The following is a 12212-nucleotide window of genomic DNA, read 5'->3' on the forward strand; positions in this document are numbered from 1 at the left end:
TCTTTAGAGGTGAGCCCTATGCCTGATTCCGTGCCACAACGTGCCGATTACCTTCACTTCCAGCCGATCATCACGCGCTGGCACGACAACGATGTGTATGGCCATGTGAACAACGTGACCTACTACAGCTTTTTCGACACGGCGGTGAATACCTACCTGATCGAACAGGGTGGGTTGGATATTCACGACGGCGAAGTGGTGGGGTTCGTGGTGAGTTCGGCGTGTGATTACTTCGCGTCGATTGCCTTTCCCGAGCGCATCGACATTGGCTTGCGGGTGGGCAAGTTGGGCAACAGTTCGGTGCAGTACGAGTTGGCGGTGTTCAAGGCAGGCGAGGACGAAGCCTGTGCGGCGGGGCGCTTTGTGCATGTGTTTGTGGAGCGTGGGTCGAACCAGCCGGTGCCGATTGCGGGGGTGTTGCGCGTGGCGTTGCAGCGGTTGGTGGCCTGACACGACTCCACAAGCGTCTCAGGCCCAATGTGGGAGCGGGCTTGCTCGCGAATGCAGTGAGTCAGTTGACACAGCTGTAACTGACATACCGCATTCGCGAGCAAGCCCGCTCCCACACAAGCACCACCCACATTGAGCCTCTGGGGGTTCTTCAGAACTTATCAGTCGCGGTAGTGATGCTTGTTCTTGCGATGCCCATAGGCATGCCCGCGGCCACGATGGTCATCGCGGTCATAACGGCGGTGATCGCGGCCACGGTCTCGACGATCATCGTCATCGCTCTTGTTGCCCATGTAGTTGCCCAGCGCACCACCCGCGCCACCGCCGGCGGCTGCGCCGATCAGGCTGCCGGTGCTGCCGCCGACACTGCGACCCACAACGTTGCCGCCCGCTGCGCCCAACGCACCGCCGATGGCGGCTTCGCCACGGCTGCGTTTGTCGGCGCCGACCGCACTACCACCGGCGCCACCCAGGGCTGCGCCAATGGTCGAGCCGGTGTTGCCGCCAAGCTGCTGGCCAACAACCGAACCTAGAACCCCGCCCAATGCGCCGCCTACACCGGCTTCGGTGGTGCCACCGGCCATGGCTGCGCCACTGACCAGGCCAAGGGACAACAAGAGAATCGAGGAGAACTTCATTCAGGGAAACCTCAAGGGGATGACGGCGCGATCCTGAGGCTGTATCGGTATTGTGACAATAGAAATCCGACCAGTAACACGAGTTGTGCACAATTCGCTAAGTTACTGTTTTGGCTAGGGAACTTAAGCTGGTTTCATGGGTCTTTAGCTACTTCGGAACGGCCGCTTTTATGCAAAAGCGGCCTTTTTTGTGCCCGCAATTGTAGTGAGCGGGCTTGCCCGCGCTGGGTGGCGAAGCCGCCCCAAATCCATACACCTGAGTCTTTCTGATGCACCGCGGCGTACCGTTTGGGGCGGCTGCACCGCCCAGCGCGGGCAAGCCCGCTCACTACGAGGTGATGGTCAGGCGCTGCGGGCCATGATCAGGCCGTTGTCGCTCGCGGCTTCCAGCCGGATCGCCACGAATTTCGACGTCGGCGTATGGCTGCCATCCCCAGTGCTTTCCAGTGGCACCAGTGGGTTCACTTCCGGGTAGTAGGCCGCCGCCTGCCCTGCCGGAATATCGAACGCCAGCAAGGTAAAGCCTTTCACACGGCGTTCACGGCCGTCCTCCCACAGCGACACGATGTCAGCCTTCTGCCCCGGCTTGAAGCCCAGGCGGATGATGTCGGCTTCGTTGACAAACAGCACGTCGCGCTGGCCCTTGACCCCACGGTAGCGGTCGTCCAGGCCATAAATGGTGGTGTTGTACTGATCGTGGGAGCGCATCGACTGCATGATCAGGTCCGGCACCTTGCCGGTGGCGTGGGTGCGTTCGTGGATCAGGTCCTTGGGCAGGATGTTCGCGCGGAAGTTGGCGCGACCCGACGGAGTGTTCCAGCGCCGTGAGCCGGCGGAGTTGCCGAGGTAGAAACCGCCCGGGTGCTTGATCTTCTCGTTGAAGTCCTTGAAGCCCGGGATGGTGTCGGCGATCAATTCACGGATGCGCCCGTAGTCGGCCACCAGCCAGTTCCAGTCCACTGGTTTGCTGCCCAGGGTGGCGGCGGCGATACCGGCCAGGATCGCCGGCTCGGATTTCATCAGTTTCGACAGCGGTTGCAGTTGGCCGTTGGAGCCGTGGACCATGCTGAACGAATCTTCCACCGTCACCGCTTGCGGGCCGTCGGCCTGGATGTCGATGTCGGTACGGCCCAGGCACGGCAGGATCAGCGCGTCTTTGCCGTGCATGAGGTGGCTGCGGTTGAGCTTGGTGCTGATCTGCACGGTCAGGTCGCAGTTGCGCAGCGCTTCAAAGGTGCGCGGGCTGTCTGGGGTGGCTTGGGCGAAGTTGCCGCCCAGGCCGATAAACACCTTGGAGCGGCCTTCGAGCATGGCGTGGATCGCTTCGACCACGTTGTGGCCGTTGGTGCGTGGCACCTGGAACTGGAAGCGCCGCTCCAGGGCGTCGAGGAACGCCACCGGTGGGCGTTCGTTGATGCCCATGGTGCGGTCGCCCTGCACGTTGCTGTGGCCACGCACCGGGCACAGGCCGGCGCCGGGGCGGCCGATGTTGCCGCGCAGCAGCATCAGGTTGGCGATTTCCTGGATGGTCGGCACCGAGTGACGGTGCTGGGTAATGCCCATGGCCCAGCACATGATCACGTTCTTGCCTTTGGCGTACATGCGCGCCGCCTGCTCGATCTCGACCAGCGTCAGGCCCGATTGCTCGGTGATTTCATCCCACGAGGTGTCGTCGATCCTGGCCAGGTAGTCCAGCACGTTGGCGGTGTGTTCGTTGAGGAAGTCGTGGTCGAACACCGCTTCCTTGCCTTCGGCCTGGGCCTGGCGTTCCCACAGCAGCAGGAACTTGGCCATGCCGCGCAAAATGGCCATGTCGCCACCCAGGGCCGGGCGGAAGTAGGCGGTGTTGGTCGGTTTGTCGCCGTTGGTGAGCATTTCCAGCGGGTGTTGCGGGTGCTGGAAGCGTTCCAGGCCGCGCTCTTTGAGCGGGTTGATACACACCACCTGGGCACCACGGGTCACCGCTTCGCGCAGGGGTTCAAGCATGCGTGGGTGGTTGGTGCCAGGGTTCTGGCCCCAGACGAAAATCGCGTCGGCATGTTCAAAGTCGTCAAAGGTCACGGTGCCTTTGCCCACGCCCACGCTTTGCGCCAGGGCGACGCCGCTGGCTTCGTGGCACATGTTCGAACAGTCCGGGAAGTTGTTGGTGCCGTAGGCGCGCACAAACAGTTGATACAGGTACGCCGCTTCGTTGCTGGCGCGGCCCGAGGTGTAGAACTCGGCCATATCCGGGCTGGGCAGGGCGTTGAGGTGCTTGCCCACCAGGTCGAACGCGGCTTCCCAGCTGATGGGCTGGTAGCGGTCGGTGTCGGCGTCGTAGCGCATCGGCTCGGTCAGGCGGCCCTGGTATTCCAGCCAGTAGTCGCTTTGCGCCAGCAGCGAGGTGACGCTGTGCTTGGCGAAGAACGCCGCATCGACACGGCGCTTGGTGGCTTCCCAGTTCACCGCCTTGGCGCCGTTCTCGCAGAACTTGACCATGCCGCTTTCCGGCGAGTCGCCCCAGGCGCAGCCTGGGCAGTCGAAGCCGCCGTTCTGGTTGGTCTTGAGCATCATGCGCAGGTTTTTCAGCGCGTTGTCGCTGGTCAGCCAGGCCTGGGCCACGCTGATCAGTGCGCCCCAGCCGCCGGCTGCGCCCTTGTAGGGCTTGTAGCGCGGGGTTGGGGTTTGGTCGGCTTGATTATGGTTGCTCACGGCTGGTTCTCCATCGCGGGGCTGTAGACCCGCGGCGCACTTTTCTGCGGCAGGTGAATGAGATTGAGGTTATGCCGGCGCGCCCATTGCAGGGCCAGGCCGGTGGGCGACGACAGGCTGACCAGGGTCTGGATGCCCGCGCGCAGGACTTTCTGGATCAGCTCCAGGCTGCAACGACTGGTGACAATCGCCAGGCCGCCTTCGGTCGGAATCTTTTGGCGGATCAAGGCGCCGATCAATTTATCCAGGGCGTTATGCCGGCCGATGTCTTCGCGGCCCAGCAGCAACTCGCCCTGGCTGTTCATGAATACGGCGGCATGCACCGCGCCGCTGTACTGCCCCAACGGCTGGAACGCGCTGATGCGTTGGCGCAGGCCATCAAGCCATGCGGCAGGCGGCAAGGGTGCGCCGGGCAGCACTGGCAGGTCGGGCAGGGCTTGTTCCACCGCTTCCACGCCGCACAGGCCACAGCCGCTGGTGCCGGCCAATTGGCGGCGCTGCTGCTTGAGGTTCCAGAACGCGCGGCTGGAGATCTGCACCTGAGCGTACTGCGCTGAGCCAGATCCGCTGAGTTTCAGATCATAAATGTCGCTAACGTCGGCGATAATGCCGCTGCCAATGCTGAAGCCGACGATAAAATCCTGCAGGTCGGTGGGCGTTACCAGCATCACCGCCTGGCTGATGTCGTTGTAGGCAATTGCCAACGCCACTTCTTCCGCCAGCGCGGTGCTGGCGACTTCCGTGTGTTCGAGATTGCAAAACTGGTAGCTCTGGCTGGCGGCCGGCGCGGGCGTATCAAGGGCGGGCGCCGCGCAGACTGGGAGCTTGGCGTTCATGGGGCAATACCACCGGCGGATTGATCAGTGTTTAGACTAGGCGCGACAAAGCGTCGCGTCTAATTGCCAGTACTGATCCGCCGATAGATGACGTCGATCAAGACTCTATTTGCGATTTCTGAAACAGCGCGAAGCACGCTTCGGCCAACGCCGAACGCGGCGCGCTGCGGCGCATGATCAACCCCAGGCGCGCCAGGGTGTGCGCGTCTTCGATGGGTTGCAGACGCAGGTGCTCGGTGAGCGCATCGAGGCCGCCATCGAGCGGCATCACCGCGCAACACAAACCGCCATGCACCGCTTGCAACAACTGATGGACGGCATCGGTTTGCAGCAGCGGTTGCGGGTTGAGCCCGCGGCTGTGGAAGTTATGGTCGATAGATTGGCGAAAGTGCATGCCACTGGTGAGCATGCCCAGGGGCAGTTCGGTCAGCGCTTCCCAGCTCAACGGTTTGTCGCCGAAGCTGAAGAAGCGTTGGTCATAGAGCAGGCCCATGCGGGTTTCGCCCAGGGCCAGGGAGTCGAAACGCTCGGTGTCCAGGCGCTCCAGATAGGACACGCCGAGGTCCAGGCGGTTGCTGGCCAGCTGTTCGAGGATCTGTTCGGAGCTGAGTGCCGACAGCTCGAAGCGCAGGCTCGGGTGCTGCTTGTGCAGTTGCTGCATCAAGGCCAACGGATCAAAGCTCGACAGTGGCACCACGCCCAGGCGCAACGTACCGACCAGGTTGCCGCGACAGGCGGCGGCTTCAGCCTGCAAGCCGTCATAGGCGGCCAGGACTGTTCGGGCCCAGGCCAGCACGCGCTCACCGGGCGCGGTAAAACCTTCGAAGCGCTGGCCGCGATTGACCAGGGGCAGGTCCAACTCTTCTTCAAGACTGCGCAGGCGCATCGACAGGGTCGGCTGGGTAATGTGACAACGCGCCGCCGCCTGGCCAAAGTGCCGGGTTTCGTCGAGGGCGATGAGGAATTTCAGCTGTTTGATGTCCATCTTCGCTCCGGGCTTATTCCAATGGCGGGGGGATTCTAGCGCGTTTGGGTCTTTGGCCGGGCTGGAACCCAAACCCTTGGCACTGGTCTAGTCTTGGGCATCTGGAACTCAAATCCCAAGGAGAGCGCACTATGAGCATTTTCAGCTTTATCAAGGAAGCCGGCGAAAAGATTGTCGACCTGTTGACGCCGGGTAATGCAAACGCCAGTGAGCAGTTGAAGGACCACGTGTCCAAGGTCGGTCTGGGGAATCCGAATGTGCAGACCACGGTGGACGGCGACAAGGTGACCGTGACCGGTGAAGTGGCCACCCAGGAAGAGAAAGAGAAGATCCTGCTGGCGCTGGGCAATATTGCCGGTGTGGCCAGTGTGGATGATCAGATCAAGGTAACCGGCCCGGTGGTGGCTGCCGCCCGTTTTGTCGTGGTGAAGAAGGGCGACACGCTGAGCGCGATTTCCCTGGCGGTATATGGCAACGCCAATCAGTACAACAAGATTTTCGAGGCGAACAAGCCGATGTTGTCGCACCCGGACAAGATCTATCCAGGCCAGACACTGCGTATCCCTGAGTAATACGCGCAGCAAAATGTGGGAGCGGGCTTGCCCGCGAAAGCGGAGTGTCAGTCACTGAATGTGTTTCTGATCCACCGCCTTCGCGGGCAAGCCCACATAGGGTTTAGAGTCCGGCAATGAGATCGCGGTAGTCGTCGACGGCCTCGAATTCCCCTGTGTCTTTGGCCCCTTTTTTACTGTCCGGCTCTTTGACCGCCAACAAATGCCCCACACCAAACGCCCGCGCACTGCGCAAAATCGGCAAGGTATCGTCGATAAACAGGCTGCGCGCCGGGTCGAAGCCGATGTCGGCTTGCAACGCATCCCAGAACTGCGGGTTTTCCTTGGCAAAACCGTAGTCGTGGGAGCTGATCAGGCGTTCGAAGTACGGTGCCAGTTCAATCCGTTCCAATTTCAGTGACAGCGAATCACGGTGCGCGTTGGTGATCAGGATCACACGCTTGCCGGCCCGTTTGATCGCCGCGAGGAAGGTGTCTGCATCCGCGCGCAGCGCTATCAGGTGGGCGGTTTCCAGCTTGAGTTCACGTACCGGGAGCTTGAGTTCGGCGCTCCAGAAATCCAGGCAATACCATTGCAACTGCCCGGCGTTACGCTCGAACAGGGGCTGCAACTCCATCTCGGCCATGGCCCGGCTCACGCCGTGCAGTTCGGCGTAGCGTTGGGGCAGGTGCTCCATCCAGAAATGGTTGTCGTAATGCAGGTCGAGCAGGGTGCCGTCCATGTCCAGCAGGACGGTGTCGATGGCGTGCCAGGGCAAAGAGGGCATGGGGCGGTCTCTTGTAAGTTGAAATATCCGACACAGACAATCGGAAAAGCCACGGTATAGTAACCCGATCACGCCAAGGAGCCGCTTATGCGCCAGAAACCCACCGTCCTCGCCCGCGAAATAGTCGCCAGTAGCCGTTTGTTCCGCGTGGAGGAAGTGCAATTGCGCTTCACCAATGGCGTTGAACGGACCTACGAGCGCCTGGTGGGTCGCGGTGCCGGCTACGGCGCGGTGATGATCGTGGCGATGCTCGATGACGAGCATGCGGTGCTGGTGGAAGAGTATTGCGGCGGCACCGATGAATATGAACTGTCCTTGCCCAAGGGCCTGATCGAGCCCGGCGAAGATGTCCTGGCAGCTGCCGATCGTGAGCTCAAGGAAGAGGCGGGCTATGGTGCACGGCAGTTGGAACTGATTACCGAGCTGTCGCTGTCGCCCGGCTACATGAGCCAGAAAATCCAGGTGGTGCTGGCCACCGATCTCTACGAAGAGCGTCTTGAAGGTGATGAGCCCGAGCCGATGCGGGTGGACAAGGTCAACCTGCGTGAGCTGTCGATGCTGGCGCAAAACGAGCAATTCAGCGAAGGCCGCGCCCTGGCCGCGTTGTACCTGGTACGAGACCTGTTGACCCAGCGAGGAGCGTTTAACGCATGAGCGAATTGTTTTTAGGCCACCCGTTTATCGCCCCCGTTATCGAGCTGGCTCGCCAGGCCGGTGAAGTGATCCTGCCGTACTGGCGCGCCGGGGTGGCCGTGACGTCCAAGGCCGATGATTCGCCGGTGACGGCGGCCGACCTTGCCGCTCACCACCTCATCCTCGCGGGCCTGACCGCGCTGGACCCGAGCATCCCGGTACTGTCCGAAGAGGATGCCGACATTGATCAAAGCGTACGCGCCGCTTGGCAGCGCTGGTGGTTGGTGGACCCGCTGGACGGCACCAAGGAATTTATCGCCGGCAGCGAAGAGTTCACCGTCAACATCGCCTTGATCGAGCAGGGCCGCGTGGTGTTTGGCGTGGTGTCGATGCCGACCAACGGGCGTTGCTACTTCGGTGGTGCGGGCCTGGGCGCATGGCGTTCGGATGTGAATGAAGCGCACAAGCCGATCCAGGTGCGCACGGCCCCGGCGGCCGGCGAGGCGTTTACCGTGGTCGCCAGCCGTCGGCATACCAGCCCGGAGCAGGAGCGTCTGCTGGACGGTTTGAGTGAAGGCTTGGGAGCGCTGAAGCTGGCGAATATCGGCAGTTCGCTGAAGTTCTGCCTGTTGGCCGAAGGCAGTGCCGACTGTTATCCACGACTGGCGCCGACATCGCAGTGGGACACCGCCGCGGCCCAAGGCGTACTGGAAGGCGCGGGTGGCGAAGTGTTGGAGTTGAGCGGTGCGCCGTTCAGTTATCCGGCGCGGGCGTCGTTGTTGAATCCGTTCTTTTTGGCGTTGCCGGCCAAAGCGCCGTGGCGTGAACGCCTGCTGAGCCTGGCTCGGTCTTAGAACTACAGCAGATCAAAAGTGTGGGAGCGGGCTTGCTCGCGAAAGCGGTAGATCAGTCAGAAATGTTCTAGCTGACACTCCGCATTCGCGAGCAAGCCCGCTCCCACAATTGTTTGGTGTTGTTGCGGTTAGCGGTGCAGGACGTACTGGCCGGTAAAGGCAACGGCGCGGTCCTCGCTGCCCTCATTCACAATCCACGTCTGCAGCGTCAACCGCGCGCGCCCATAGCGCTTGTAGGTCGCCACAAACCGCTTCCACACCTTCTCCTCCGGCGCCTGGCACACCACCGTCGCATCCCGCGTGACGGGCAGCGGATAACTGATCTGCCCCTCCTGAATCACGATGTGCCCGTCCTCAATCCCTTCTTCACGCAACTGCAAGTGCAGCCAACCCCAACCCGCCAATACCGCGCCGCAGTACAGGCTGCCGCCAAACATGGTGCTCTTGTGGTTGATATTGGCCTGCAACGGCAGGTGCAATTCCAGCCGCCCGTGCTGCCAGCCGCGCACCTTGAGGCCCATTTCCCGGGTCAGGGGGATGTCGTGGTGCAGGACGGATTCGAGGTATTGGCTGTCGCGGCTCATGGCGGTCTCTTTGGCGTGGGTCATTCGTCGTCGCCGCTTTGGTTGGCGAAGTTCAGGCCGTGCTTGCGCAGTTTGTCGTGCAGGGTCTTGCGCGGCACGCCGAGGGCTTCGGCGAGGCTGCGCATGGAACCGTGGGGGCGCGTCAGTTCGGCGGCGATCAGGCTTTTTTCAAACTGTTCGACCTGCTCGCTCAAGCCGCCCGGGGTGGAGGTCAGTACGCTGGCGAACGGGTTGTCCGGCGTGGCGTCCAGGGCCAGCTCAAGCCCCAGGGCGAAGCGTTCGGCGGCGTTCTGCAGTTCGCGCACGTTGCCTGGCCAGTTGTGGCGCAGCAGCAGGGCGCGCTGGCCTGGTTGCAGTTCGTGCAGGGGCAGGCCATGGCGGCTGCTGGCTTCGTCGGCGAAGTGCTGGAACAGCATCAACGCATCTTCGCCGCGCTCGCGCAGTGGCGGAATGCGTAGCGAGGCGACGTTGAGGCGGTAATACAAGTCGGCGCGAAAACGGCCCTGGTCGGCGGACTGGCGCAGGTCTTCCTTGGTGGCGGCGATGATGCGGATGTCCAGCGGGATCAACTGATTGCCGCCCAGGCGTTCCACCACGCGCTCTTGCAGCAGGCGCAGCAGCTTGACCTGTACGTCCAGGCTCATGCTCTCGATTTCATCGAGGAACAACGTGCCGCCGTTGGCGAATTCGAACTTGCCGATGCGGCGCTTCTGCGCGCCGGTGAACGCGCCCGGCTCATGGCCGAACAGCTCGCTTTCCACCACCGATTCGGCCAGCGCACCGGCGTTGATCGCCACGAACGGCCCGCTGCGGCGGCTCGACAAATCGTGCAGTGCACGGGCCACCACCTCTTTGCCGGCACCGGTTTCGCCCAGGATCAGCACATCGGCCTTGGTCGCCGCCAGGGCACCGATCTGCTCGCGCAGGCGCAGCATCTGGGGCGAGTGGCCGACCAGTCGGGTACTCAATTGCTGGCGATCGCTGAGGGCCAGGCGCAGGCTGCGGTTGTCCAGTACCAGGCGGCGCAGGGCCAGGGCGCGGCGCACGCTGTCGAGCAGGGCGTCGCTGGCGAAGGGTTTTTCGAGGAAGTCGTAGGCCCCGGCACGCATGGCCTGCACCGCCAGCGGCACATCGCCGTGGCCGGTGATCAGCAGCACTGGCAGGTCCGGGTCCTGGCCGTGCAGTTCGGTGAGCAGCTCCAGGCCGTCCATGCCGGGCATGCGGATGTCGCTGACCACCACCCCTGGCCAATCCCGCGACAGGCGTGCGGTGAGGCCGTTGGCTTCGCCCAGGGGCAGGACTTTCAGCCCGGCCAGGTCCAGGGTCTGGCACAGGGCCTGGCGCAGGTGTGGATCGTCGTCGATCAACACCACCTGAATGCCGTTCTCGATACTCATACACTGCGGTCCTCGGACGGTTGCAGACTGACGCCCGGCGAGCCGGCACGCAATTTCAAGGTTAACAACGCGCCGCCTTCCTTGTGGTTGGCGAACAGCAACTCGCCACCAAACGCCCGCATCAGGGTGTCACAGATCGCCAGGCCGAGCCCCAGGCCCTGGGTGCGCGTCTTGGTGGTGTAGAACGGCTCGCTGGCGCGGCCCAGGGCTTCCATGCAAAAGCCCGGGCCGTTGTCGCGGATGTACAGGTTGACGCCCTGTTCGGTGGTTTCGGCACTCAGCCAGAGCTTGCGCGGCGGGCCTTTTTCGGTGAGGGCGTCGAGCGCGTTGGCCAGCAGGTTGCCGAGCACCTGGCGCAGCCGGGTTTCGCCGGCTTCTACCCACAACGTTGCTTCGGGCAAATCGCGGATCAGCTCGACTTCCATCGAACGGCGTCGCTTGGCCAGCAACGCCAGTGCATCGTCCAGCGCCGGTTGCAGGCCGACGCTCTCCGGCGCATGCCGGTCGCGACGGGCGAAGGCGCGCAGGTGGGCGATGATCGAGGCCATGCGCCCGGTCAGTTCGCTGATCAGCTTGAGGTTGCCGCGGGCGTCGTCGGTGCGCTGGTGGTCGAGCAGGATCTCGGCGTTTTCCGCATAGCTGCGAATCGCTGCCAAGGGCTGGTTGAGCTCGTGGCTGATGCTCGCCGACATGGTGCCCAGCGCTGACAGTTTGCCGGCCTGCACCAGGTCATCCTGGGCGCGCACCAATTCCTGCTGCGCGTGTTCGCGCTCCAGCACTTCCTGTTTCAGGCGCCGGTTGAGGCCTTCCAGATCGCTGGTGCGCTCGATCACGCGGGCTTCCAGCTCGCGACGCGCCTTGGCTTCGAAGGCGATGCGCTCCAGGTAGTGGCGACGGCGCTGCATCATCAGGCCGAGCAACAGCATCAGCACCAGCAACGTCGCGCCGCCGACGGCGACCACGGTGCGCACCGGGCGGTTGATCAGGGATTGCGGCGCGAGGATCTCCACGTTCCAGCCGGTTTCGGCAATGGCCGTGGATTGGCGCAGCCACGCGGTGGAGCTGAGGGTCAGCGGCTGCGGGTCGCGGGTCGGGTAGGGCTGGATGGCGGTGATTGCCTGGCGCTCTTCGGCGGTCAGCGGGCGGGTGGCGCGGAAGCGCCATTGCGGGCGTGAGGTGAGGATCACCACGCCGTTGTGGTCGGTCACCAGCAGTTGTTCCGGAGTCTTGCCCCAGAGGCTTTCGGTGTGGTCCAGGTCGACCTTGACCACCAGCACGCCGATGATGTTGTCGCCATCGCGCACGGCGGCGGCGAAGAAGTAGCCGCGCTTGGCCGAGGTGGTGCCCAGGCCGAAGAAACGCCCCAGGCGCCCGGCCATGGCTTCGCTGAAATAGGGGCGGAACGAGAAATTGCGCCCCACGAAGCTGTCCTGTTTATCCCAGTTCGACGCGGCGAGGGTCTTGCCGTGGGTGTCCATCAGGTACATCACTTCCACCCCGGCCTGGGCAGCGACGTCCTTGAGCAGCTGGTTGGCATTGGCCAGGTTGGTGCTGACCTGGGGCGCCGCCAATGCGGTGCGCAGGGCCGGCAGGTCGCCGAGGATCTGCGGCAGTACTTCGAAGCGGTGCAGGGTGCCGAGCAGGTTGGCGACGTACAGGTCGAGGGTCTGGCGGTTCTGCCCGGCCAGTTCGCTGCGGTAGTAGCGCTCGGCCAGGTGCTCCAGCGGCCACAGCAGCGGTGCCAGGCACAACGCCAACAGGGCGAGGCTGCGCCAGCGGGGTCTTCGCGGGAGAGGTGGAGTCATG

The 12212-nt window shown here is 63.2% G+C and carries 12 protein-coding genes; 4 read left to right on the plus strand and 8 right to left on the minus strand.

Annotated elements, in window-relative coordinates:
- Positions 1 to 18: 18 nt before the first annotated feature.
- Complete coding sequence (locus tag AC3ISR_RS01310) at positions 19 to 450, plus strand: acyl-CoA thioesterase (RefSeq protein ID WP_192298457.1); 432 nt, start codon at positions 19 to 21, stop codon at positions 448 to 450.
- Positions 451 to 611: 161 nt separating this feature from the next.
- Here the strand turns inward: AC3ISR_RS01310 and AC3ISR_RS01315 are convergent, their stop codons facing one another.
- The 4 genes from AC3ISR_RS01315 to AC3ISR_RS01330 all read right to left on the minus strand — a co-directional run bounded on the left by AC3ISR_RS01315 (position 612) and on the right by AC3ISR_RS01330 (position 5600).
- Positions 612 to 1088 carry a glycine zipper domain-containing protein gene (locus AC3ISR_RS01315; protein ID WP_463983807.1) on the minus strand — a complete coding sequence of 159 codons (477 nt, stop codon included), beginning with the start codon at positions 1086 to 1088 and terminating at the stop codon, positions 612 to 614.
- A gap of 342 nt (positions 1089 to 1430) precedes the next feature.
- Positions 1431 to 3779, minus strand: coding sequence for an FdhF/YdeP family oxidoreductase (locus AC3ISR_RS01320; protein ID WP_226456736.1), 2349 nt, complete (start codon positions 3777 to 3779; stop codon positions 1431 to 1433).
- Entirely contained in the window at positions 3776 to 4615 is an 840-nt protein-coding gene (gene fdhD, locus AC3ISR_RS01325) for a formate dehydrogenase accessory sulfurtransferase FdhD (protein ID WP_192298455.1), read from the minus strand. The genes AC3ISR_RS01320 and fdhD overlap by 4 nt, the downstream gene beginning before the upstream one ends.
- Positions 4616 to 4712: 97 nt before the next feature.
- Positions 4713 to 5600 (minus strand): LysR family transcriptional regulator, encoded by an 888-nt coding sequence (locus AC3ISR_RS01330; protein WP_192298454.1) that lies wholly within the window; start codon positions 5598 to 5600, stop codon positions 4713 to 4715.
- Between the two features lie 131 nt (positions 5601 to 5731).
- On the opposite strand from AC3ISR_RS01330, the gene lysM reads away from it, so the two are divergent.
- Positions 5732 to 6172, plus strand: coding sequence for a peptidoglycan-binding protein LysM (lysM, locus tag AC3ISR_RS01335; RefSeq protein WP_192298453.1), 441 nt, complete (start codon positions 5732 to 5734; stop codon positions 6170 to 6172).
- A 103-nt stretch (positions 6173 to 6275) separates the two neighbouring features.
- Here the strand turns inward: lysM and yrfG are convergent, their stop codons facing one another.
- Positions 6276 to 6938, minus strand: coding sequence for a GMP/IMP nucleotidase (gene yrfG / locus AC3ISR_RS01340; protein WP_192298452.1), 663 nt, complete (start codon positions 6936 to 6938; stop codon positions 6276 to 6278).
- A gap of 87 nt (positions 6939 to 7025) precedes the next feature.
- On the opposite strand from yrfG, the gene nudE reads away from it, so the two are divergent.
- Together nudE and cysQ are read left to right on the plus strand one after the other, a co-directional pair.
- Positions 7026 to 7592, plus strand: coding sequence for an ADP compounds hydrolase NudE (gene nudE, locus AC3ISR_RS01345; RefSeq protein ID WP_192298451.1), 567 nt, complete (start codon positions 7026 to 7028; stop codon positions 7590 to 7592).
- On the plus strand, positions 7589 to 8425 hold the full coding sequence (gene cysQ, locus AC3ISR_RS01350) for a 3'(2'),5'-bisphosphate nucleotidase CysQ (protein WP_463983808.1): 837 nt from the start codon (positions 7589 to 7591) through the stop codon (positions 8423 to 8425). Before nudE ends, cysQ begins: the two co-directional genes overlap by 4 nt.
- A 128-nt stretch (positions 8426 to 8553) precedes the next feature.
- On the opposite strand, the gene AC3ISR_RS01355 is transcribed toward cysQ, so the two are convergent.
- Genes AC3ISR_RS01355 through AC3ISR_RS01365 form a run of 3 tightly spaced genes read right to left on the minus strand, consistent with a single transcriptional unit; the run spans position 8554 to position 12211 of the window.
- Positions 8554 to 9009, minus strand: coding sequence for a YiiD C-terminal domain-containing protein (locus tag AC3ISR_RS01355; RefSeq protein WP_192298600.1), 456 nt, complete (start codon positions 9007 to 9009; stop codon positions 8554 to 8556).
- Positions 9010 to 9029: 20 nt separating this feature from the next.
- Entirely contained in the window at positions 9030 to 10406 is a 1377-nt protein-coding gene (locus AC3ISR_RS01360) for a sigma-54-dependent transcriptional regulator (protein ID WP_192298449.1), read from the minus strand.
- Positions 10403 to 12211: a sensor histidine kinase gene (locus AC3ISR_RS01365; protein ID WP_463983809.1), complete on the minus strand. Its 1809-nt coding sequence runs from the start codon at positions 12209 to 12211 to the stop codon at positions 10403 to 10405. Before AC3ISR_RS01365 ends, AC3ISR_RS01360 begins: the two co-directional genes overlap by 4 nt.
- Between the last annotated feature and the right edge of the window lies 1 nt (position 12212).

This window comes from Pseudomonas sp. GL_117 (assembly GCF_057835125.1).

Bases quoted from the DNA above. Each gene is read 5' to 3' on its own strand.
- AC3ISR_RS01310 (WP_192298457.1), top strand. From the start codon at position 19: ATGCCTGATTCCGTGCCACAACGTGCCGATTACCTTCACTTCCAGCCG.
- AC3ISR_RS01315 (WP_463983807.1), bottom strand. From the start codon at position 1,088: ATGAAGTTCTCCTCGATTCTCTTGTTGTCCCTTGGCCTGGTCAGTGGC.
- fdhD (WP_192298455.1), bottom strand. From the start codon at position 4,615: ATGAACGCCAAGCTCCCAGTCTGCGCGGCGCCCGCCCTTGATACGCCC.
- AC3ISR_RS01330 (WP_192298454.1), bottom strand. From the start codon at position 5,600: ATGGACATCAAACAGCTGAAATTCCTCATCGCCCTCGACGAAACCCGG.
- lysM (WP_192298453.1), top strand. From the start codon at position 5,732: ATGAGCATTTTCAGCTTTATCAAGGAAGCCGGCGAAAAGATTGTCGAC.
- yrfG (WP_192298452.1), bottom strand. From the start codon at position 6,938: ATGCCCTCTTTGCCCTGGCACGCCATCGACACCGTCCTGCTGGACATG.
- nudE (WP_192298451.1), top strand. From the start codon at position 7,026: ATGCGCCAGAAACCCACCGTCCTCGCCCGCGAAATAGTCGCCAGTAGC.
- cysQ (WP_463983808.1), top strand. From the start codon at position 7,589: ATGAGCGAATTGTTTTTAGGCCACCCGTTTATCGCCCCCGTTATCGAG.
- AC3ISR_RS01355 (WP_192298600.1), bottom strand. From the start codon at position 9,009: ATGAGCCGCGACAGCCAATACCTCGAATCCGTCCTGCACCACGACATC.
- AC3ISR_RS01360 (WP_192298449.1), bottom strand. From the start codon at position 10,406: ATGAGTATCGAGAACGGCATTCAGGTGGTGTTGATCGACGACGATCCA.
- AC3ISR_RS01365 (WP_463983809.1), bottom strand. From the start codon at position 12,211: ATGACTCCACCTCTCCCGCGAAGACCCCGCTGGCGCAGCCTCGCCCTG.